General features: G+C 64.8%; 20 protein-coding genes. 12 read left to right on the forward strand and 8 right to left on the reverse strand.

Annotated elements, in window-relative coordinates; all coding sequences use genetic code 11:
- The first annotated feature begins 5 nt into the window (after positions 1-5).
- The 8 genes from ACQ4WR_RS04100 to ACQ4WR_RS04135 all read left to right on the forward strand — a co-directional run bounded on the left by ACQ4WR_RS04100 (position 6) and on the right by ACQ4WR_RS04135 (position 10,629).
- Positions 6-1,679, forward strand: a complete 1,674-nt coding sequence (locus ACQ4WR_RS04100) for an amidohydrolase (RefSeq protein ID WP_436485501.1) — start codon at positions 6-8, stop codon at positions 1,677-1,679.
- A 127-nt stretch (positions 1,680-1,806) separates the two neighbouring features.
- A complete protein-coding gene (hutU, locus tag ACQ4WR_RS04105; RefSeq protein ID WP_436485503.1) occupies positions 1,807-3,516 on the forward strand; it encodes a urocanate hydratase in 1,710 nt (569 codons plus the stop codon).
- An 8-nt stretch (positions 3,517-3,524) separates the two neighbouring features.
- A complete protein-coding gene (gene hutH / locus ACQ4WR_RS04110; protein ID WP_436485504.1) occupies positions 3,525-5,084 on the forward strand; it encodes a histidine ammonia-lyase in 1,560 nt (519 codons plus the stop codon).
- A 52-nt stretch (positions 5,085-5,136) separates the two neighbouring features.
- Positions 5,137-5,940, forward strand: a complete 804-nt coding sequence (gene hutG / locus ACQ4WR_RS04115; protein WP_436485505.1) for an N-formylglutamate deformylase — start codon at positions 5,137-5,139, stop codon at positions 5,938-5,940.
- Positions 5,937-7,301, forward strand: coding sequence for a formimidoylglutamate deiminase (locus tag ACQ4WR_RS04120; RefSeq protein ID WP_436485507.1), 1,365 nt, complete (start codon positions 5,937-5,939; stop codon positions 7,299-7,301). The genes hutG and ACQ4WR_RS04120 overlap by 4 nt, the downstream gene beginning before the upstream one ends.
- Positions 7,301-7,876, forward strand: coding sequence for a HutD/Ves family protein (locus ACQ4WR_RS04125; protein ID WP_102298340.1), 576 nt, complete (start codon positions 7,301-7,303; stop codon positions 7,874-7,876). Before ACQ4WR_RS04120 ends, ACQ4WR_RS04125 begins: the two co-directional genes overlap by 1 nt.
- Before the next feature lie 12 nt (positions 7,877-7,888).
- Positions 7,889-9,115, forward strand: a complete 1,227-nt coding sequence (gene hutI, locus ACQ4WR_RS04130; RefSeq protein ID WP_102298342.1) for an imidazolonepropionase — start codon at positions 7,889-7,891, stop codon at positions 9,113-9,115.
- Between the two features lie 68 nt (positions 9,116-9,183).
- Positions 9,184-10,629 (forward strand): glycine betaine ABC transporter substrate-binding protein, encoded by a 1,446-nt coding sequence (locus ACQ4WR_RS04135; protein ID WP_436486088.1) that lies wholly within the window; start codon positions 9,184-9,186, stop codon positions 10,627-10,629.
- Between the two features lie 11 nt (positions 10,630-10,640).
- Here ACQ4WR_RS04135 and ACQ4WR_RS04140 read toward each other — a convergent pair whose 3' ends face one another.
- The 3 genes from ACQ4WR_RS04140 to ACQ4WR_RS04150 form a co-directional block, all read right to left on the reverse strand.
- A complete protein-coding gene (locus tag ACQ4WR_RS04140; RefSeq protein WP_092796620.1) occupies positions 10,641-10,820 on the reverse strand; it encodes a hypothetical protein in 180 nt (59 codons plus the stop codon).
- A 574-nt stretch (positions 10,821-11,394) separates the two neighbouring features.
- Positions 11,395-11,898, reverse strand: coding sequence for a GNAT family N-acetyltransferase (locus ACQ4WR_RS04145; protein WP_436485510.1), 504 nt, complete (start codon positions 11,896-11,898; stop codon positions 11,395-11,397).
- On the reverse strand, positions 11,895-12,839 hold the full coding sequence (locus ACQ4WR_RS04150) for a DMT family transporter (RefSeq protein ID WP_436485512.1): 945 nt from the start codon (positions 12,837-12,839) through the stop codon (positions 11,895-11,897). The genes ACQ4WR_RS04145 and ACQ4WR_RS04150 overlap by 4 nt, the downstream gene beginning before the upstream one ends.
- Before the next feature lie 227 nt (positions 12,840-13,066).
- Between ACQ4WR_RS04150 and ACQ4WR_RS04155 the strand changes: the two genes are divergently transcribed.
- The gene (locus ACQ4WR_RS04155; protein WP_258003153.1) at positions 13,067-13,198 is read left to right on the forward strand and encodes a hypothetical protein; all 132 of its coding nucleotides are present in this window, start codon (positions 13,067-13,069) and stop codon (positions 13,196-13,198) included.
- A 21-nt stretch (positions 13,199-13,219) separates the two neighbouring features.
- On the opposite strand, the gene ACQ4WR_RS04160 is transcribed toward ACQ4WR_RS04155, so the two are convergent.
- Together ACQ4WR_RS04160 and ACQ4WR_RS04165 are read right to left on the reverse strand one after the other, a co-directional pair.
- The gene (locus tag ACQ4WR_RS04160) at positions 13,220-13,669 is read right to left on the reverse strand and encodes an outer membrane lipoprotein (protein ID WP_102298348.1); all 450 of its coding nucleotides are present in this window, start codon (positions 13,667-13,669) and stop codon (positions 13,220-13,222) included.
- 136 nt (positions 13,670-13,805) lie between these two features.
- Positions 13,806-14,231: an Mpo1 family 2-hydroxy fatty acid dioxygenase gene (locus ACQ4WR_RS04165; RefSeq protein ID WP_436485514.1), complete on the reverse strand. Its 426-nt coding sequence runs from the start codon at positions 14,229-14,231 to the stop codon at positions 13,806-13,808.
- 160 nt (positions 14,232-14,391) lie between these two features.
- Here ACQ4WR_RS04165 and ACQ4WR_RS04170 point away from each other — a divergent pair, with 160 nt between their 5' ends.
- Together ACQ4WR_RS04170 and ACQ4WR_RS04175 are read left to right on the forward strand one after the other, a co-directional pair.
- Complete coding sequence (locus ACQ4WR_RS04170; RefSeq protein WP_436485516.1) at positions 14,392-15,270, forward strand: hypothetical protein; 879 nt, start codon at positions 14,392-14,394, stop codon at positions 15,268-15,270.
- A gap of 33 nt (positions 15,271-15,303) precedes the next feature.
- Entirely contained in the window at positions 15,304-15,846 is a 543-nt protein-coding gene (locus tag ACQ4WR_RS04175) for a DNA-deoxyinosine glycosylase (protein WP_436485517.1), read from the forward strand.
- Positions 15,847-15,859: 13 nt separating this feature from the next.
- On the opposite strand, the gene ACQ4WR_RS04180 is transcribed toward ACQ4WR_RS04175, so the two are convergent.
- On the reverse strand, positions 15,860-17,068 hold the full coding sequence (locus ACQ4WR_RS04180) for a hypothetical protein (protein WP_436485518.1): 1,209 nt from the start codon (positions 17,066-17,068) through the stop codon (positions 15,860-15,862).
- A 106-nt stretch (positions 17,069-17,174) separates the two neighbouring features.
- A complete protein-coding gene (locus ACQ4WR_RS04185; RefSeq protein ID WP_102298364.1) occupies positions 17,175-18,041 on the reverse strand; it encodes an HDOD domain-containing protein in 867 nt (288 codons plus the stop codon).
- Between the two features lie 252 nt (positions 18,042-18,293).
- Between ACQ4WR_RS04185 and ACQ4WR_RS04190 the strand changes: the two genes are divergently transcribed.
- On the forward strand, positions 18,294-18,872 hold the full coding sequence (locus ACQ4WR_RS04190; RefSeq protein ID WP_436485520.1) for a DNA-3-methyladenine glycosylase: 579 nt from the start codon (positions 18,294-18,296) through the stop codon (positions 18,870-18,872).
- Positions 18,873-18,880: 8 nt separating this feature from the next.
- Here the strand turns inward: ACQ4WR_RS04190 and ACQ4WR_RS04195 are convergent, their stop codons facing one another.
- Positions 18,881-20,590, reverse strand: a complete 1,710-nt coding sequence (locus tag ACQ4WR_RS04195; RefSeq protein ID WP_436485522.1) for a methyl-accepting chemotaxis protein — start codon at positions 20,588-20,590, stop codon at positions 18,881-18,883.
- Between the last annotated feature and the right edge of the window lie 26 nt (positions 20,591-20,616).

Consider the following 20,616-nt stretch of genomic DNA (forward strand, 5'->3'; position numbering starts at 1 on the left):
TGGAAATGCCGACCCTGCCCTTGCGCCGCACCCTGCTCACGTTCGCCTGCCTGGGCGCCCTCGGTTGCGCCCATGCCGATACGGTCATCGACAATGCCAACGGCTACACGCTCGATGCACATGGCAAGGTGGTGCGCTTCACGGCGCTGGCCTTTGACGATGCGGGCAAGCTGCTGGCCGTCGGCAGCGCCGCGCAGGTGAAACGCAAGGCGGCCAAAGGCGCGACGCATGTCGACGTGCAGGGCAAGACGGTGCTGCCTGGCCTGATCGATGCGCATGGCCACGTGTTTGGTCTGGGTACCATCGCCAGCGGCGTGATGCTGTACGGTTCCGCGTCGCTGCCGGCCGCCGTGCAAGCCGTGGGCGACTTCGCCCGCGCCCATCCGGAACGCAGCTGGATCATCGGCAGCGGCTGGAACCAGGAAATCTGGAAGCTGGGGCGCTTCCCGACAGCGGCGGAACTCGATGCGGCGGAAAGCGCGCGGCCCGTGTGGCTGCGCAGGGTCGATGGCCACGCGGGCTGGGCCAACAGCCGCGCGCTGGCGCTGGCCGGCATCACGCGCGCCACACCAGACCCGGCCGGCGGCAAGATCGCGCGCGACGCGGACGGCAACGCCACCGGTGTGCTGGTCGACAACGCCATGGACTTGATGGACGCCGTGCTGCCCAGGCCGGGCGACGTGGAAAACCGCGCCGCCCTCGATGGTGCGCTGGCGCAGCTGTCGCAGGCGGGCCTGACCAGCGTACACGACGCGGGCATCGGCCAGATGCAGGACCGATTGTTCCGCGATTACGCGGACCATGGCAAGCTGACGGTGCGCGTGTATGGGATGATTGCCGATACGACGGAAGACTTCGACGCGCTGGCGAAAAACGGTCCCTTGACCAGCTACGCGCGCGACCTGTACGCGCTGCGCGCCGTGAAACTGCTGTCCGACGGCGCCCTGGGCAGTCGCGGTGCGGCACTGCTGGCGCCCTACAGCGATGATCCGACAACCAGCGGCCTGCTGTTTTATAAAGACGACGCCATGCGCGCGAAGATGGAAAAAGCCATGCGCGCCGGCTACCAGGTCAACGTGCACGCCATCGGCGACGCGGGCAACCATCAAATTCTCGACGGCTACCAGGCCTTGATCGCGCAGTACCACAGCGTGGGCCTGCGCCACCGCATGGAGCATGCGCAGGTGGTGCAACTGAGCGACATCCCCCGTTTCAAGCGCTTGGGCATCGTGCCGTCGATGCAGCCGACGCACGCCACGTCCGACCAGAACATGGCGGAGCAGCGCGTTGGCCATGAGCGCATCAAGGGCGCGTATGCGTGGCGCACCTTCCTCAAGCAAGGTTCGCGCATCGCCTGCGGATCGGACTTCCCCATCGAGTCGCCGAACCCGTTCGAAGGCATCCACGCGGCAGTCACGCGGCAAAACAGCGAAGGATTCCCGGCCGGCGGCTGGTATCCGCAGCAAGCCATGACGATCACCGAGGCGCTGCGCTGCTTCACCCTCGACGCGGCCTGGGCGGCGCACCAGGAAAAAGCCATCGGCACGCTGGAAGCGGGCAAATGGGCGGACTTCATCGTCGTCGACCAGGACCTGTTTACCGTGGCGCCAGCGGCCATCGGCAAGACGCAGGTGCTGCAGACGTGGGTGGCGGGCAAGCGCGTGTTCGAGAAAAAATAAAGGCTGGGGTCAGACCCGGCGGGTCTGATCCCAAGGAAAAACCTGTTGACTTGGTTGTATAGACAACCTATGCTGGGAGCACCAGAGCGGACCACGCATGTCCGCTCGCACCCTACGAGGAGACAGCATGAACAGCACAATGGACACCGATCCACGCTTTGATGCCAGCCGTACCATCCGCGCGCCGCGCGGCACGGTCATGGCTTGCAAGAGTTGGCAGGCCGAGGCGGCCTACCGCATGTTGCAAAACAATCTGGACCCGGAAGTGGCGGAAAATCCGCAGCACCTGGTCGTCTACGGCGGCATCGGCCGCGCGGCCCGCAACTGGGCCTGCTTCGACCAGATTCTCGCCTCGCTGCGCGAACTGGAAGACGACCAGACCTTGCTGATCCAGTCCGGCAAGCCGGTGGGCGTATTCCAGACCCACGCGGACGCGCCGCGCGTGCTGATCGCCAATTCCAACCTGGTGCCGAAATGGGCCAACTGGGAACACTTCAACGAACTCGATCGGCAAGGCCTGTTCATGTATGGCCAGATGACGGCCGGCAGCTGGATCTACATCGGCACGCAGGGCATCGTGCAGGGCACGTATGAAACCTTCGCCGAAGCGGGCCGCCAGCATTTCGGCGGCGACTGGACCGGGCGCTGGATCCTGACGGCGGGCCTGGGCGGCATGGGCGGCGCGCAGCCGCTGGCCGCCACCATGGCGGGCGCCGTCTCGCTGAACATCGAATGCCAGCAAAGCAGCATCGACTTCCGCTTGCGCACGCGCTACCTGGACAAGCAGGCCGCCAGCCTGGATGAAGCCCTGGAACTGGTCAAATATCACACGGAACGCAAGGAAGCCATTTCCATTGGCTTGCTGGGCAACGCGGCCGAAGTGCTGCCGGAACTGGTGCGCCGCGCCAAGGCCGGCGGCCTGGTGCCTGACCTGGTGACGGACCAGACGTCCGCGCATGACCTGGTCAACGGCTATCTGCCGCGCGGCTGGAGCGTGTCGGACTGGAAGGCGGCGCAGCAGGATCCGCAGCGCCATGCGCGCCTGACGGTGGCCGCCGCCGATTCCTGCGCAGCCCATGTGCAGGCCATGCTCGATTTCCACGCCATGGGCGTGCACACCGTCGATTACGGCAACAACATCCGCCAGGTGGCGTTCGATCAGGGCGTGCAGAACGCTTTCGATTTCCCCGGCTTCGTGCCCGCGTATATCCGCCCGCAGTTCTGCGAGGGACGTGGCCCGTTCCGCTGGGTGGCCCTGTCGGGCGATCCGGAAGACATCTATAAAACGGATGCGAAGATCAAGGAGCTGTTCCCGCAGCACGCGCAGGTGCACCACTGGCTGGACATGGCGCGCGAGCGCATCGCCTTCCAGGGCCTGCCGGCGCGCATCTGCTGGCTGGGACTGGGCGAGCGCCACATCGCCGGCCTGGCCTTCAACGAGATGGTGCGCACGGGCGAACTGAAGGCGCCCATCGTCATTGGCCGCGACCACCTGGACACGGGGTCCGTCGCCAGCCCGAACCGCGAAACGGAAAGCATGAAGGATGGCACCGACGCCGTCTCCGACTGGCCGCTGCTGAACGCCATGCTCAATACGGCCGGCGGCGCCACCTGGGTCTCGCTGCACCACGGCGGCGGCGTGGGAATGGGGTATTCTCAGCATGCGGGCATGGTCATCGTGGCCGACGGCAGCGAAGCGGCGGCGAAGCGCCTGGCGAGAGTGCTGGTCAACGACAGCGGCTCGGGCGTGATGCGCCATGCCGATGCCGGCTACGAAACAGCGGCCGCCTGCGCCAAGCGTAACAATCTGAACCTGCCGATGCTTAATACGAAGTGAAAGCAAACATGACACTGCACTCCAAAAGTTGGACCCTGAAACCGGGCGCGATGACCCTGGCCGACCTGCGCGCCGTCTGGGCCGCGCCGGCCAGACTGATACTCGCCGCCGAGGCCTATCCCGTCATCGAGGCATCGGCCGCCGCCGTGCAAGCCATTGTCGCCAAGGGCGATGCGGCCTACGGCATCAACACGGGTTTCGGCCTGCTTGCCAAGACGCGCATCCCCGATGAAAAGCTGGAACAATTGCAGCGCAACCTGATTTTGTCGCACTCGGTCGGCACGGGCGAACTGCTGTCGGACGCCGTCGTGCGCCTGATCATGCTGATGAAGATCGGCAGCCTGGCGCGCGGCTTTTCGGGCGTGCGCCCGCTGATCGTCGATACCCTGATCGCGTTGTACAACGCGGGCATCATGCCGGCCATTCCCGCCAAGGGTTCCGTCGGCGCCTCGGGCGACCTGGCACCCCTGTCGCACATGACCCTGGCCATTCTGGGCGTGGGCGACGTGCGCGTGAACGGCGAACTGATGGCGGCGCCACAGGCGCTGGCGCAGGCGGGCATCGCGCCCGTGGTGCTGGCGGCAAAAGAGGGGCTGGCGCTGATCAACGGCACCCAGGTGTCGAATGCGCTGGCGCTGCATGGCCTGTTCATGGCCGAGCGCCTGCTGGAAGCGGCCATGGTCACGGGCGCGCTGTCGCTCGACGCGGCCAAGGGCAGCGATGCGCCGTTCGACGCGCGCGTGCATGCGGTGCGCGGACAACCGGGGCAGATCCTGGCCGCGCAGATGTACCGCCAGCTGGTGGCGCACAGCGCCATCCGCGCCTCGCACCTGGAAGGCGACGAGCGCGTGCAGGACCCGTACAGCCTGCGCTGCCAGCCGCAAGTCATGGGCGCGTGCCTCGATTTGCTGGGCAATGCGGGCCGTACCTTGCTGATCGAAGCCAATGCCGTCACGGACAATCCGCTGATCTTCCAGGATGGTCCGAACGGGCAGGCGGAGATCGTCTCGGGCGGCAATTTCCATGCCGAGCCTGTCGCCTTTGCGGCCGACACACTGGCGCTGGCGATCGCTGAAATCGGCGCGCTGGCCGAGCGCCGCATCGCGCTGCTGATCGACGCCACCTTGTCCGGCCTGCCGCCGTTCCTGGTGCGCGATCCTGGCGTCAATTCCGGTTTCATGATCGCCCACGTGACGGCGGCCGCGCTGGCGTCTGAAAACAAGTCGCTCGCGCATCCGGCCAGCGTCGACAGCCTGCCGACGTCCGCCAACCAGGAAGACCACGTAAGCATGGCCACGTTCGCCGGGCGCCGCCTGGACGACATGGCGCACAACACGGCCGTCATCGTCGGCATCGAGCTGCTGGCCGCCGCGCAGGGCATCGATTTCCACCGCCCGCTGAAAACCTCGCCGCACCTCGAGCACGTGCATCAACAGCTGCGCCAGAAAGTGCCGTTCTTCGACGCCGACCGCTTCTTCGCGCCCGATATCGAAGCGGCCAAACAGATGGTCTTGCGCGGTGAGTTGAGCAGCACCTGCAAGAGCCTGTTCGCGCCGCTGTACGCCTAGAAAACCGACGCCCGGCCGGCCTGGGGCAAGCGCCGGGCGCAAGGAGACAAGCATGGATTTCCGTTTCAATGAAGGCAGCATTCCCCTGCTGGTGTCGATGCCCCACGTGGGCACCGACATACCCGACGATATCGCCGCGCGCATGACGCCGCAGGCCTTGCTCAAGGCCGATACGGACTGGCATTTGCGCGAACTGTATGGCTTTTTGCACCAGATGGATGCGTCCGTGCTGTCGGCGCGCTGGTCGCGCTACACCATTGACTTGAATCGCCCGCAGGAGGATACGAATCTGTATCCGGGCCAGGACACGACGGGCTTGCTGCCCAGCGATACCTTCCACCGCGAGCCGCTGTACCTGCCGGGCCGCGAACCTGATGCGCAGGACGTGCAGCAGCGCCTGCAGCGCTACTGGGCGCCGTATCACCGGCAGCTGCGCGCGGAGCTGGACCGGCTGCTGCGCGTGCATGGCGCCGTGGTGCTGTGGGATGCGCATTCCATCGCCTCGCACGTGCCGCGCTTTTTCGACGGCAAGCTGCCCGACCTGAACTTCGGCACGGCCGATGGCGCCAGCTGCGATGGCGGCCTGAAGTCCGCCGTGGTCGATATCGCGCGCGCGCAGGACCAGTTCACGGTGGCGCTGAACGGCCGCTTCAAGGGCGGCCATATCACGCGCCACTACGGCCAGCCGCCGCAGCGCGTGCATGCGATCCAGCTGGAGATGTGCCAGTGCCTGTACATGAATGAACCTGGCATGGATGACGCGGCGCCTTTCGGCTACCGGCCCGACCTGGCGGCACAGGTGCAGCCGCTGCTGCGCCAGATGATGGAAGCGGCCGTGGCGTGGGTGCGGCGTTGAGTTCCCGTCTGTTTGCGCGCCACGCGCTGCTGCCGCAGGGCTGGCGCCGCGACGTGCTGCTGGAATGGGACGCGGCCGGCGATTTGAGGACCGTGACGGAGAACGCCGCGCCGCCCGCCGGCGCGGAAGTGGGGCAGTACGTCTTGCCCGGCATGGTCAACCTGCATTCGCATGCGTTTCAGCGGGCGCTGGGCGGCATGACGGAGATGGCAGGCGATGGCCCTGACAGTTTCTGGACGTGGCGCGAGCTTATGTACCGTTTCGCGCGCCATATCACGCCGGAGCAGATGGAAAGCATCGCCGCGCAGCTGTTTGCCGAATGCCTGCGCCATGGCTACACGGCCGTGTGCGAATTTCATTACCTGCAGCGCGATGCGGCCGGCGCGCTGTATGCGCGCCCTGCGGAAACGGCGGAACGGGTGCTGGCCGCGGCGCGCACCAGCGGCATCGGCATGACCATGCTGCCGGTGCTGTACAGCCATGCGGGTTTCGGCGCACAGCCCCTCAAACCCGAACAGGCGCGCTTCCGCACCGGTGCGGATGACGTGCTGCGCATCATCGAGGCGCTGGCGCCGCTGCGCAATGGACAGGTGGAGGTGGGCTTTGCGCCGCATTCGCTGCGTGCGGCCGGCGTGGCGCAGATCCGCGAGGTGGCGCAAGCGCTGCCGCAGGGCCGTCCCATCCACATCCATATCGCCGAGCAGCAGGGCGAGGTGCGCCAGTGCCTCGATGTCAGCGGGCGGCGCCCGGTGCAATATCTGTACGATCACCTTGACGTCGACGCGCGCTGGTGCCTGGTACACGCCACGCACGTGCAGGCCGATGAGGTGGCGCGGATGGCCGCCAGCGGCGCCGTGGCGGGCCTGTGCCCGACGACGGAAGCGAACCTGGGCGACGGCCTGTTTCCGCTGGCCGAATTCATCGCCGCCGGCGGGCGTTTCGGCATCGGCAGCGACAGCCATGTGTCGCAGTCGCCGGTGGAGGAATTGCGCTGGCTCGAATATGGCCAGCGCTTGCAGCGCCAGCAGCGCAATGTCGCCGCGACGGCGGATGAACGCCGCGTGGGCGACTACCTGTGGCAAGCGGCCCTGCAAGGGGGCGCGCAGGCGGCCGGGCGCAAGCTCGGCGCGCTGGCGCCTGGCTGCCGCGCCGACCTGCTGGTGCTGGACGACGCGCACGTGAACCTGTGCGGCGTGGCCATCGAGAATGTGCTGGGCAGCGTGCTGTTCTGCGGCAACGACAACCTGGTGCGCGACGTACTGTGCGGCGGCCAGTGGCAGGTGCGCGGCGCACGCCATGTGGCGCAGGACGCCATCGCTACCGCCTACCGGCGCACGCTGGCGCAACTGAGGACGCTCTGATGGCCACCTTTCTTGCCCACGAATGTCTGCGCGCCGCGCCGTGGAAAAACGGCGGCGGCAGCACCATGGAAATCGCCATTTTCCCGCCCGAGGCAGGCCTGATGGCATTCGACTGGCGCATCAGCCTGGCGACCATCACGGCCGACGGGCCGTTTTCCAGCTTTCCCGGCATCGACCGCAGCCTGATGCTGGTCGATGGCGACAGCGTGCAGCTGACGCTGGATGGCGCGCGCAAGGTGGTGTTGAATGCAGCGCAGCCCATGCTGTGGTTTCCCGGCGAAGCGGCCGTGCATGCGCAGGTCAAGGGCGTCACCACGGACTTCAATGTGATGACGCGGCGCGACCGCTGCCGTCACCAGCTGGAAAAGATCACGGCGCCCGCCAGGCTGGTGCGGCGCAGCGGGATGACTTTGCTGTTCGTCGCTGGCGATGGCGCCGTGCTGGCGCGCGGTGGCGAGCAGCAGTTCGCGCTGGCCCGCCATGATGCGCTGCTGCTCGATGCCGACGATGCGCAGGAGTGGCGGCTGGAAGCCTTGCAGCGTTCGGCCGTGTTGCGCGTCGACCTGTTCACCTGACAAGGACATAGCATGCAAGACTGGGATATGGTCATCCACAACGTCCACCTGGCCACCATGGAGCAGGGCTACGGCGAACTGCTGGATGCGGCCATCGCCGTCAAGGATGGCCGCATCGCCTGGTTCGGCCCTGGCGACGAACTGCCGGCCAGTGGCGCGGTGCTGATTGACGGCCAGGGCTGCTGGCTGACGCCCGGCCTGATCGACTGCCACACGCACATCGTCCACGCGGGCAACCGCAGCGACGAATTCGAAGCGCGCCTGAATGGCGCCAGCTATGAAGACATCAGCCGCGCCGGCGGCGGCATCATGTCCACCGTGCGCGCCACGCGCGCGGCCAGCGATGATGAACTGCTGCGGCAAAGCCTGCCCCGCGTGCTGGCGCTGCTGGCCGAAGGCGTGACCACGCTGGAGATCAAGTCCGGCTATGGCCTTGATGCGGACAGCGAAGCGAAGATGCTGCGCGTGGCGCGCAGGATAGGGCAAGAGCTGCCCGTATCTGTGCGCACCACCTTCCTTGGCGCGCACGCGCTGCCGCCCGAATTTGCGGGCCGCGCCGACGCATATATCGAGCTGCTGTGCGGGCAGATGCTGCCCCAGCTGGCGAGCGATGGACTGGTTGATGCCGTCGACGCCTTCTGCGAGCGCATCGGCTTTACGCCAGCGCAGACGCAACGCATGTTTGACGCGGCGCAGGCGCTGAACCTGCCCGTGAAACTGCATGCGGAGCAGCTGTCGGACCTGGGCGGCGCGGCCCTGGTGGCGCGCTACGATGGCTTGTCGGCCGACCACCTGGAGTTCCTGTCGGCCGATGGCATCGCCGCCATGGCGCAACACGGCACGGTGGCCGTGCTGCTGCCGGGCGCGTATTATTTTCTGCGCGAAGTACAGCAACCTCCTGTCATGGCCTTGCGCGCGGCCGGCGTGCCGATGGCCGTGTCAACCGATTGCAATCCGGGCACCTCGCCGATGACGTCCCTGCTGCTGGCGATGAACATGGCGTGCACCCTGTGGCGCTTGACGCCGCAGGAAGCGCTGGCCGGTGCTACCTGCCACGCGGCGCGCGCGCTGGGCCTGCAGCGGGAAACGGGCAGCCTGGCGGTGGGCAAGCGCGCCGATTTCGCCCTGTGGCGCATCGCCCGCCCGGCCGACCTGGCGTATGCGCTGGGCCTGAACCCGTGCGCGGGCGTGGTGCATGGCGGTGTCTGGCGCGCGCCGGTGGTAAGCTTGCCGGATTGATCATCCGTCCGGAGCGCCGCGTGCGTCTTGCCTACTTGCTGTTGTTACTTGTCTTCGCCGCCGCTCCCATGCCGTCCCATGCCATGGATGGCGGCACGCTGAAGGTGGGCTCGAAGCGCTTTACGGAATCGTATATCCTCGGCGAGATCGTCATGCAGAGCGCCGCACCGCACGTCAGGGCGGAACATCGCCAGGGACTGGGCAACACGGCCATCGTGCTGGCCGCGCTGCAGGCGGGCAGCATCGACGTGTATGCCGAATACATGGGCACCATCGCCAGTGAAATCCTCAAGCACGACAAGCCGATTGACCTGGAGCAGATGCGCCGCGAACTGGCGCCGCTGGGCCTGGGCGTGGCCGTGCCGCTGGGCTTTAACAATACCTATGCGCTGGCCATGCGCGGCGATGATGGTTCGATCACGCAACTGGGACAGCTGGCCGGCCAGCCCGCGCTGAAATTCGGCCTGTCGCATGAATTCATCGGACGTGTCGATGGCTGGCCGGGCCTCGCCGCCCGCTATGGCTTGCCGCAGCGCCCGCGCGGCCTCGATCACGGCATCGCCTACGAGGCGCTGGCGCAGCGCCAGGTGGACGTGATCGACATCTATTCGACGGATGCGAAAATCCGCCAATACGGCTTGCGCGTGCTGGCCGACACGCAGCAGTATTTTCCCCGCTACGACGCCATGCTCTTGTACCGCCTGGATCTGCCGCCGCGCTTTCCCGCCGCCTGGCAGGCTTTGCAAGGCCTGCAGGGGCGCATCAGCGAGAGCGCCATGATCGCCATGAATGCGGCCGTGGAAATCGATGGCAAGACGTTTGCGCAGGTGGCGCGAGGGTGGCTGGCCTCGGGTGCGCCGGCGAGCGCGCCGGTCGCCGCGCGCAGCAGTTTGCTAAATAAAATCATCGGCGACGATCTGTGGACCCTGACGCGCCAGCATCTGACCCTGGTGCTGCTGTCGGTGGCCCTGGCCTGCGTGATCGGCATCCCGCTGGGCGTGCTGGCGGCGTTTTCCGCGCCGCTGCGGCAAACGGTGCTGGCGTTCGTCGGCGTGCTGCAGACGGTGCCGTCGCTGGCCTTGCTGGCGATATTGATACCCGTGCTGGGCATGATCGGCACCGTGCCGGCGCTGCTGGCGCTATTCGTGTACGCGCTGCTGCCCATCGTGCGCAACACGTGCACGGGCATCTTGCAGGTGCCGCAAGGCTTGCGCATGGCGGCCCTGGCGCTGGGCTTGAGCAAGCGTGACCGCCTGCTGCACGTGGACTTGCCGCTGGCCTTGCCGGTGATGCTGGCGGGCATTAAAACGGCGGCCGTGATGAGCGTGGGCACGGCCACCATCGCCGCCTTCATCGGCGCGGGCGGCTACGGCGAACGCATCACCATCGGACTGGCATTGAATGACAACGACATGCTGCTGGCCGGCGCCATCCCCGCAGCCGTGCTGGCCCTCTTGACGCAAGGCTTGTTCGAGCTGGTGGAGCGCTGGGCCGTGGCCGGCCGGCAGCGCTGACGGCACCACGGCTACAGCGAGTGCAGTTTCGAGCGCACCGAGACGACGGCCTGGTGCAGGATGCGTTCGGCCTGGAAGTCGTTTTCGCGCTGTTCCGCGATGGCTTGCAAGTCGCGCGTGTAGCGTTCCAGGCGGGAACGCAGATAGGCGCGGTACAGTTTCATGACGAGCGGTTTGGCAGAGACATTCATGATGAGGCTCCAGTGCGTAGCGATTCGTTCATTTTGTGTGAGCGGAATGCCGCCATTTTGCGGCGTATCAAACACGGTCCGGCCGCCAAATAGGCACGTTTGATATTCCGCAATGCCCCACTGGCCGAAGATGCCACACTGAATCTTTCCTGCTGGCCAAGTCATGATTCAGCCGCAGACCCTGATACCCAAAAGCACATTCAAGGAGATCGTCGCATGGTCATTTTTGCCGTGGTTGCTGGCTGCATCGCCTGCCTGACAGTGTACCAAATCCATAGAAAATCGCAGGGTAGCAATGGGCTTGCGCCACAACATATCGGCTTGCATGGCACATTGATTGAGCCACGGAAATAAAGTGTGGCAAATGATGGACAGTTACTTGCCAACTGTCACTTTAAGGAAAATGTAAGGCCCGGTAAGCAAATGTAAAGGTGGGCGCGGTAACAAGTCGTAGCGTTTATATTGATAACCGTTGATTGCATTCTCCCCCTCCCACTTGACAATGGGTTCCACCCCGCGGTGCCGCTAGCCCGCGGGGATTTTTTTTGGCACTTACGCTTACCGTTCCCGCCAATCAGGCAAGCTTTGGAATGCCTGCCGACAATTGCGTCAATGCATCGCCAGCGACGCGGCAGATGCGCCAGTCCGGCATCACGTCCGCGCCCATGCCCTTGTAGAAATTGATCGCGTTCTCATTCCAGTCCAGCACCGACCATTCGAAGCGGCCGCAGTCGCGCTCGACGGCCAGTTGCGCCAGGGCCACCAGCATCTGCTTGCCATAGCCCTTGCCGCGCACCGACTGTTTCACATACAGGTCTTCCAGGTACAGGCCCTTGCGGCACAGGAAGGTGGAAAAATTGTGGAAGAACAGGGCGAAGGTCACGACCGTGCCGTCTTCCTCGCCGACCAGCGCTTCGCACGCGCGATGCTGGCCGAACAGGCTGTCGTGCAGCATGGATTCCTTGGCGATCATCATGTGTTCGAGTTTTTCAAACACGGCCAGTTCGTGGATCATGCCGAAGATGGCGGCCACGTCGGATGCGGTCGCGGGACGGATGGCGAGGGTGGAAGTGCTCATGTTGCCTTTGCAGAGGAAGGGGTGGAAAGGGAGGCTGCGGCCGCTGTCTTGCGGGCGCCCGAGGTCAGTGCCCAGGCCACGCTGGACAGGCACAGGGCCATGCCCAGCCACTCGATGGGGGCGGGCCGGTAATGCTCGAACTGCACCGACAGCAGCACGGAGATGACAGGCGTAACGACGCCGATATACACGGTCTTTTGCGTGCCGATGCGGGCGATTAAGGTGAAATAGGCGCTAAAGGCGATCACCGAACCGAAGATGGCCAGGTACAGCAATCCCAGCCAGTAGCTAGGGCGCGCCGGCAGCTGCCAGGACTGGCCCGTGGCGATGGCCCAGGCGGCCACCATCAAGGTGCCCCACAGCATGGTCCAGGCCATGGTCAGCATCACGTTGCCGGAGTGGGCGCGCACTTTCATGACGAGGGCGTTGCCTGCCGTGCTCGAGATGGTGGCAACCAGTGCCAGCATGAAGCCCAGCAGGAAATGCCCGTTGCCGCCGCCCAGAATATCTTGCAGCGCGGCGCCGATCGACTGGTAAAACAGCAGCACGATGCCGCAGATGGCGACCATGGCCGCGCAGCAGGTGCTCCAGGTGATCGGTGTGCCGAAGGCGAGGCGGTTAAGCAACGGCGTCCAGAACACCATCAGGGCGAACAGCACGCTGACGAGGGCCGAGACCAGGTACTGTTCCGAGCTGTAGGTGCACACATAACTGAGCGCGAACGAGGCCAGGCCTTGCAGCAGCATCCATTTTTGCGCGCGCCAAGGCAGGCGCAGGGTATCGCCGCGCAGCGCGCACCAGGCAAACAGGGTGGCGGACGCGAGGCCGAAGCGGTAGACCACGGAAACGGCGGGGGCCACATCGCCCAGCTGCAAGGTGATGGCCCAGAAAGTGGAGCCCCAGATCAGGCAGGCAATGATGAAGAGGAAAGGAGAGGACATCGCGCAAGTATACGGGCATCGCGCGGGGATGGCGAGTGCCGGTCGAGCTTGCAACGAGCTTGCCGCTTAGAGACGGGGAAAACTGGTGGCGCGGTACGCAGCCAGGTGCCGGCATTGAGCCAGCGCAGTGCTTCAGGAAAATATTGAATTTATGAAAATATTTACATTATGATTAATTAACTATTTTCCCAATTGCATCGCGAAGTGCCTCGCCCAAGGAGAATGCCATGCCAGCCTCACTGCAGATCAAAGTATGGAGCGTGCTCGTGTATGTGATCGTCGCTACAGTGATCGCCATCTGGCTGCATGAGGGCATGTCGCCCTCGGCCCTGCTGCTCGCTGCCGGCGCATTCGGCTGAGCGCATGCGCCGGCAAGCGGATCAGTGCGTCACGCGGGTCTTGCGGCCATCCGACAGCAGGCGCACACGCTCGCCTGGGCGGAACAGTTCATCGGCATCCTGCACGATGGCGCGCATGTCGCCATTGTCCAGACGCACGGTGATTTCCAGGCCAAGCTTGTTCGAGGCATTCGCTTCGATGCTCTGGCCGGCGATGCCGCCTGCGACCGCGCCGAGGATGCTGGCCGCGATGGCGCCCTTGCCGCCGCCGACAGCCGAGCCGGCCACGCCGCCCAGCGCCGCGCCAGCCAGCACGCCGGTGCCGGTTTCGCCCTTGTCGATGGTTACCTGGCGTACGGATTCAACCGTACCCATGCGGACCGATTGCTCATTTTGCGCCTGGCGCGCATTGTAGACATTGGCCGAGTTCGGTTGTACGGCGCAGCCGGCCAGTGTGGCCAGCAAGGCCACGGCAATAATTGGTGCTTTCATATGGAACTCCCTTGGACAAAAGTTGGTGTGCCGATTACGTCGACCGGCAGGAAAATTCTGGTATTACTTATCATAAGGACACTTGCTACAGATAACTAGTTGCGAATAGTAAGAATCTGTTACCGCGCATTCGCCATCAATAGACAAGCCGCAGGCGCCGGTACAGGAAGCCCAGCACGAACAGCGGCCCCACCAGCAGGAAACGCAGGTCGTCCAGGAACGACGGCTTTTTGCCTTCGATCTGGTGGCCGATGAACTGGCCGATCCACGCCAGCACGAAGACGGCCAGCGACACGGGCAGGATGGTCAGCGGCGGCATGATCAGCAACACGCCGAGCATGACGGCCAGCATCAGCAGCATGCCTGCGGCAAACGGACGCGACAGTGTGTAGTAGTATAAAGCCAGAATACTGCCGAGCAGCGCCACGCTGGCGTGCACGCTCCACAGCAGGCCCAGCAGGCTGAACACGATCAGCGGCACGCACACGATGTGTACCCATTCATTGACATGGTTGCGGTGGCTTTCGCCATACCGGGCCAACAGGGTGTCGATGGTGCGCATGGGCGTCTTTCTATTGTGACGTTCTGGCTGGAAATTCTACACCGGAACCCAAGTGGGCGAACGCGGTGAATCGCTGCGGAATTGTTGTATTGGTAATTGTAGGATATTATTTCCTATTGGAAATATTTCTACACATTACATACATTCACTAAAGGCATCCGTGACATTGCAAGCCAGCCAACCTGACTACCAGCGCTATTCGATGGCGTCCCTGCAGCAAGCCCTGTCCGGCGCCGACGGCGCCGATGCGGCACGGCGCCAGCGCATCGAAGCAGAAATTGCCCAACGCCAGCAGGATGACGAGGCGGCAGCACAGCGCCAATGGGCGGCGCGGCCGCAGGACAAGCCGCTCGATCCCGCCACCGCGGCACTTGCGGAAGCGGCCGCCCCATTCTTGCGGTCCGCAGGCTACGTGCTGTTGTTCGCCTGGGTGGTGCTGCGCGCCGCAGGCTTGCTAGAAACCTTGCAGACGGGTATCCGGAGCTATGTGTTTGCCTATCTCGGTTTGCTGATCTTTGGTGTCTGCCTGCTGCGCGGCAAGCTGCGCGCGGCAGTATGGCTGCGCTGGCTGGCGGTATTCTGGATCGTGCCCACCGTGCTGGCGCTCGACTTCCTGTTCCTGCAGCCGCTGTCCCTGACGGTGATGCAATTCAAGCTGGCGCCCGGCTATCGCCTCTGGTCGGTGCTGGAAGCCGTGCTGTCATTGTGGGTCATTTATTATTTGTATCGCCAGCTGGGTATGCCTGCCGTGGTGGCCGCCTGCGATGCCAGGGGCTACACGCGGCGCGACCTGCGCATCCCCGCCATCCTCGGCCTGATCCTTGGCATGGCTGGCGTGGCGTTCCAGCTGCATGCCTCGCACGGTGATGTAGCCATGCAGGCGCGCACGATCGTGGCGCAACGCTATGGACCTGGCTACGCCTACCATGTCAGCGGCGTTGGCCAGAGCGTCACGCCGCAGCGCACATTGCACACGGCACTGGTGCAGGTGTGGGATGACAAGCGCATCTTGCAGGTGCCGGTGCGGTGGCCACAGTAAAATACGCAACCTCCATCGCACAGGACGCCACTTTTGAGTCTGCATCTAAGCCGCGCAGCGGCAACTTCCGAGCCCCGCAAGCGCTGCTTCGATCCGGTCGTCGACGCCAACACGCGCTTGCTGATACTGGGTAGTTTGCCCGGCGAAAAATCCCTGGCGCACAGCCAGTACTATGCGCATCCGCAAAACAAGTTCTGGATGCTGGTCGGCGCAGTGCTGGGCGTCGACCTGGCCAGCCTGCCTTACGACAGCCGCCTGGCGACCTTGCTGGCGCACGGCGTGGGCCTGTGGGACGTGGTGGCGCAGGCGCAGCGCGCGGGTAGCCTCGACAGCAACATCCGCGCACGCGACGACAACGACCTGGTGGCGCTGGCGGCCAGCCTGCCACGGCTGCACACGATCGCCTTCAACGGCGGCACGGCTGCCAAGCTGGGCATCAAGGTGCTGGGCGAGCACGCGCGGCGCTACCGCATCGTCAGCTTGCCGTCGAGCAGTCCGGCGCACACGCTTGCGTATGCGCAAAAGCTGCACGCGTGGCTGCAGTTGCACGGCCAACCGGAGCCGGCCGCGCCTTGAGCATGTCGCCAGCTTACGCCGGCGCGTAGGCCTGCACTTCCAGCGGCTGGCCCTTGGCATCGAACTTCAGCGCCACCGATAATTGCGTCACGCCGATGGTGGCCAGCGCGTCGCAGATGTCGTCGACTTCGTCCTGCAGGTCGGCGGCCAGGTCGAGCGGCTTGTCGGCGCTGTGCAGCAGTGCGCCATCCGCCGCATACACATTCACGCGCAACAGCATGTCGCCGTGCTCGTCGGCCGGGCCGGCCACCACGGCAACGTCGGCGGCGTCCAGCTTGTTTTCTGCCAGGGCATGGTTGATGCCGGACATCATTTGCAGCATGGTATATTCGCTCATGCCTTGTTCCTTGCCGCCGTGGAACAGATCCTGGTACAGGAAGCTCACTTCCAGCGCATTGCCGGCCGGCGCCAGACAGCGCTTGACGAGCTCGCCCACTTCCGTCGTCCACTGCTGGTAGCGCGCCATGCGCGCGTCGAACCAGGCGTCAAGCGCCGCTTCGTCCTTCGGTTCCACATAGAAGGGATCGTCCACGCGCTTCAGGGCAAAGCCCAGCAGGAAGCGCAGTTCGACGGCCGTGTCCTGCGCACCGAAGGCCGTCTCGCTCCAGCCGGCGATGCTGCGTTCCAGGCCCGGCGTGGCGGTGATTTTCTTGTCCGTCATCGAGCTGTAGGCGTCGCGCACCATTTCATGCAGATGGCTGTAGGTGATGCGGTCGATCTCGTCGAGGTCGTAGGCATGGCTCATCAGGACAACCTTGGCCTTGGCGCTTTCCAGCTGCGCCTGCTGGAAACTTTTCACCAGCGCCTCGAACGCCTCCTGGTCCTGGAAGCCGTCCGCTTCCTTCAGGCCGCCCGTGCTTTGCACCAGCAGGGGCACGACGAAGGCATTGATTTCCATGGCGGGCGCATTGTCGCGGCGGATCACGGCGATGGATGCGGCCTCCTCGACATGGCTGCGCAGGTACTGGTAGGCGCCCACGTCTTCGTATTTCGCCCGCTCGACGGCGTCGTACAGCACTTCATCTTTCTTTTGATTCAAGGCCTTGCGGATCAGGCGGCCAAATTCCACGGCTTGTTCGGCCAGCACCGTGCCCTGCGAATCGCTGTCTTCCTGCTCCGCCAGGTTCAGGGCCATGGTGCACAGCATGCGCGTGACGGCTTCATCCTTGTCTTCGGGCGTGTTGGCGGATTTACGGGGAACAGGGCGCTTATTTTTGGGCATGGCGATCAACAGGTTAAGTAAAACGGGTCAGGCAAACGGAAACGGGCGCCAAGGCTCTTGCCTGGCGCCGGACAGATCATACAGGCGGACGCGGCCGCCAGATACATCAATGGTCGGTATCGAACATCTCGTGCAGCTCGTCGAGCAGGTCGGCCGCTTCTTCTTCCGACAGGCCGAGATGCTGGCAGGCAAGGCTACCGCCCTTGTCCCACTCCAGCGAGGTACTGTTGCCATGGTAGCGCTGAATGCCCTTTTCGGCCAGCAAGGACAGGGCAACGAGCGAGCGGATGGCGTCGTCCGTGGACGGGTCGGCCAGTACCGTGTAGTCGTGGTGGTGCAAGATGGCCCAGGAGACATCGGAGGACAGGCCCCAGTTGCGCGCCAGCAAGCAGCCGATGGCCGCGTGGTTGGTCTGGTGGCGCGCATCTTCCAGTGTCGTAAAACAATTGTGCGCATCGTTGGCCGCCGCCGCGTACGTGTTGACGTAGTCGGGGAAGCGGTTCATCAAGAGGGGCACGCCGATATCGCAGAACAGGCCGAAAGTATGCGCGATGTCGGGCGGGGCGATGCGCAGCTTGCGCGACGTAAATACCAGGGCGCGCGCGCGCTTGGCGGAGACATCCCAGAAATTGGTCAGCTCGACGCCTTCCGCTTCCAGCGCCTGGCGCGCCAGCAAGCCCGTCATCATGGCGCTGCACTGGTTGATGCCCAGAAAATTGATGCCTTGCTCGACGGACTTGGCCTTGCGCGCGGCGCCATAGAACGGCGAATTGGCCAGTTTGAGCAGGGCGCCCGACATGCCGACGTCATCGGCGATGATGCGCGCGATGCGGCGCGGTGACGGGTCGTCTTCGGCCAGTTCGCGCTGCAGGTCGACCAGCAGGCTGGGGCGTGGCGGGATACGGATGGAGCGCATCAAGGCGTCAACCGGATCTTCCTGCACTACCTGCACTTGCGCTGCCGCTCTCATCATCATTGCCTTGCCTGGTGGTTATCGTGTTGCGCGACTGCTGCCCTCGCATGGGCGGGCTGTGCAGTGCCGGACGATTATCGCTGTTTATGGATGGCAATAGTTCATCTCAGCAATAGATTGTCGAAAAAATCCCCACTTTTTGCCATTTTGTGGCGGTCGGGACGGTGATTTTCATGGTTGAAACAGTAATTTTTATTTGTTTTCAAGTGGCCAGGCGGCGTGCGGCGGCCGGGGTGGCGCTACAATTGCTGCATGAAAAACATCCTTGCCGGTATCGATTTCGCGGACGATTCCCATGCCGTGGCGCGCCAGCTGATCGGCGTCACCGTGCTGGTCGACGGCGTGGGCGGACGCATCGTGGAAACGGAAGCGTATGACCGGCTGGACCCGGCGTCGCACACGTATGGCGGCTTGACGCCGCGCAACGCGGCCATGTTCGGCCCGCCCGGCCACGCCTATGTGTACCGCTCGTACGGCATCCACTGGTGTCTGAATTTTGTGTGCCGCGAACCGGGCCATGGCGCTGGCGTGCTGATCCGCGCCATCGAACCGCTGGCGGGCATCGATGCCATGCGTGAACGGCGCGGCGTGGCGGACTTGCGGCTGCTGTGCTCGGGGCCGGGCAAGGTCTGTCAGGCGCTGGGCGTGAGCCATCTGCACAATCGCCTGGCGCTCGATGCGCCACCGTTCGCCTTGCGCGCGCGCGAGGAAGCGGTGGCGGTGCAGGCGGGACCGCGCATCGGCATTTCCAAGGCGATGGAGACGCCGTGGCGTTTCGTGCTGGCCGGGTCGCCGTATTTAAGCAAACCCATGCGCGTGCCCGCCGCGTAGCGAAGGGCTCAGGTGGCGCGCTGCTTGCGCGCTGCGCCACCTGCGGCCTTGCCGTGGGGCGTACCGCGCAGCGCACTGTGCAGCGCGCGGCGTTCCGCGTGTGTGCCGCGCGCGGCGCTGGCCGGGTCCTGGAACGCCTGCTCATCCGCGCTGCCATGCGCGGCCGGCGCCTGGCTGTCCAGGGTAAACACGGCCACGGCCGCCGACAGTTTCACGGCCTGATCCTGCAGGCTGGCCGCGGCGGCGGCGGCCTGTTCCACCAGGGCCGCATTTTGCTGGGTGACATCATCCATTTGCGTGACGGCCTGGTTCACTTCCGTGATGCCCGACGCCTGCTCGGCGCTGGCCTGTTTGACGCGCTGGATGATGTCGTTGACTTGCTGCACCGAGGCCACGATGGCGCCCATGCGCTCGCCCGCCTGCTGCACGGCCACGCTGCCGCCATCGATGGTGGTCACGGACGTGGCGATCAGGGTCTTGATTTCCTTGGCCGCCTGCGCGGAGCGGTGCGCCAGGGTGCGCACTTCGGAAGCGACGACGGCAAAGCCACGGCCCTGTTCGCCCGCGCGCGCCGCTTCCACCGCCGCGTTCAGGGCGAGGATGTTGGTCTGGAAGGAAATACCGTCGATCACGCCGATTATGTCCACGATCTGGCGCGAATTGGCGCGGATGGTCGCCATCGTCGCCACCGCCTGCTGCATCGCCGTACCCCCTTGCACGGCCAGGTCGGACGCTTGCGCCGCCAGGTCGCAGGCCAGCTGGGCATTGTTGGCATTGTCGTTGACGGCTTCCGTCAGGGTTTCCATGGCGCTCGACGTTTCTTCCAGTGAACTGGCTTGCATTTCCGTGCGCGCCGACAAGTCCAGGTTGCCGCTGGCAATTTCATGCGAGGCCGTGTCGATCGATTGCACGGCCTCCATGATGGTGCGCAGCGTCTGGTTCAAGTTGGCGATGGTCTGGTCCAGCACGCGCGACGTGTCGGCGATCTCGTCATTGCCCTGCTTGGGCGCGCCGGCCGTCAGCTTGCCGGCCGCCAGGTCTTGCACGGCGTCGGCGATGCCGCGTATCTCGGCCAGCATGGCGCGCCGCACCAGCATGGTCACCACGATGGACAGCACGATGGACAACAGCACGGTCAGCAGCAAGCTCCAGCCCAGGCTGCGAAATTCCGCGCTGGCCGTCGCGTGCGCCTGGCTGCTGAGGGTGGTTTCCAGCGCCGACAGCTGCGCCAGCTGTGCATTGAACTGGACGAACTGCGTCTCCGCCTTGAGCATGGAATTGGTGGCGATCGATTGATCCATCTGCGCCATTTCCATGGTTTCCAGCACCGCTTTGCGGTAGCCGGCCAGCGCCGTGATGGCCGCATCGACCAGGCTGCGCTCGGCGCCCGTGGCCGTGCCGCGCAGCGCCGCCAGCTGGGTGCCGATGGCGGCGTGGCGCAGCTTGATCTGCTGCTCCAGCGTATCGATACGGGCCTTGGCGAAACTGCCATTGGTCCATGACAGCAGCTGGTACATATTGCCGTGCACATGCTTGGCGTCGCCCGCCACGTCGGCGGCGGCCTTCAGGTGCGTGATGCGTACCTGCACCATGTTTTCCAGCGAGGCATTTTGCCGCACCATGCCATACCAGGCGCCGGCCGAACTGAGTATCAGCAGCAGCAGGACCAGCGCGGGCGCCAGCAGCAATTTTGGTCCGATGCGTAGTTTATTGAGCATGTCTGACTCCTGCCAGTGGCTGTGCA

The organism is Janthinobacterium amylolyticum (genome assembly GCF_051380655.1).
Taxonomy (GTDB): Bacteria; Pseudomonadota; Gammaproteobacteria; order Burkholderiales; family Burkholderiaceae_D; genus Janthinobacterium.

Excerpts from the sequence above, each read along its gene's own strand:
- ACQ4WR_RS04160 (WP_102298348.1), bottom strand. The coding sequence starts at position 13,669 with ATGAAAGCACCAATTATTGCCGTGGCCTTGCTGGCCACACTGGCCGGC.
- ACQ4WR_RS04150 (WP_436485512.1), bottom strand. The coding sequence starts at position 12,839 with ATGTCCTCTCCTTTCCTCTTCATCATTGCCTGCCTGATCTGGGGCTCC.
- ACQ4WR_RS04135 (WP_436486088.1), top strand. The coding sequence starts at position 9,184 with ATGCCGTCCCATGCCATGGATGGCGGCACGCTGAAGGTGGGCTCGAAG.
- ACQ4WR_RS04155 (WP_258003153.1), top strand. The coding sequence starts at position 13,067 with ATGCCAGCCTCACTGCAGATCAAAGTATGGAGCGTGCTCGTGTATGTG.
- ACQ4WR_RS04180 (WP_436485518.1), bottom strand. The coding sequence starts at position 17,068 with ATGCCCAAAAATAAGCGCCCTGTTCCCCGTAAATCCGCCAACACGCCC.
- ACQ4WR_RS04165 (WP_436485514.1), bottom strand. The coding sequence starts at position 14,231 with ATGCGCACCATCGACACCCTGTTGGCCCGGTATGGCGAAAGCCACCGC.
- ACQ4WR_RS04190 (WP_436485520.1), top strand. The coding sequence starts at position 18,294 with ATGAAAAACATCCTTGCCGGTATCGATTTCGCGGACGATTCCCATGCC.
- ACQ4WR_RS04140 (WP_092796620.1), bottom strand. The coding sequence starts at position 10,820 with ATGAATGTCTCTGCCAAACCGCTCGTCATGAAACTGTACCGCGCCTAT.
- hutH (WP_436485504.1), top strand. The coding sequence starts at position 3,525 with ATGACACTGCACTCCAAAAGTTGGACCCTGAAACCGGGCGCGATGACC.
- ACQ4WR_RS04100 (WP_436485501.1), top strand. The coding sequence starts at position 6 with ATGCCGACCCTGCCCTTGCGCCGCACCCTGCTCACGTTCGCCTGCCTG.
- ACQ4WR_RS04125 (WP_102298340.1), top strand. The coding sequence starts at position 7,301 with ATGGCCACCTTTCTTGCCCACGAATGTCTGCGCGCCGCGCCGTGGAAA.
- hutG (WP_436485505.1), top strand. The coding sequence starts at position 5,137 with ATGGATTTCCGTTTCAATGAAGGCAGCATTCCCCTGCTGGTGTCGATG.
- ACQ4WR_RS04185 (WP_102298364.1), bottom strand. The coding sequence starts at position 18,041 with ATGATGAGAGCGGCAGCGCAAGTGCAGGTAGTGCAGGAAGATCCGGTT.
- hutU (WP_436485503.1), top strand. The coding sequence starts at position 1,807 with ATGAACAGCACAATGGACACCGATCCACGCTTTGATGCCAGCCGTACC.
- ACQ4WR_RS04195 (WP_436485522.1), bottom strand. The coding sequence starts at position 20,590 with ATGCTCAATAAACTACGCATCGGACCAAAATTGCTGCTGGCGCCCGCG.
- hutI (WP_102298342.1), top strand. The coding sequence starts at position 7,889 with ATGCAAGACTGGGATATGGTCATCCACAACGTCCACCTGGCCACCATG.
- ACQ4WR_RS04145 (WP_436485510.1), bottom strand. The coding sequence starts at position 11,898 with ATGAGCACTTCCACCCTCGCCATCCGTCCCGCGACCGCATCCGACGTG.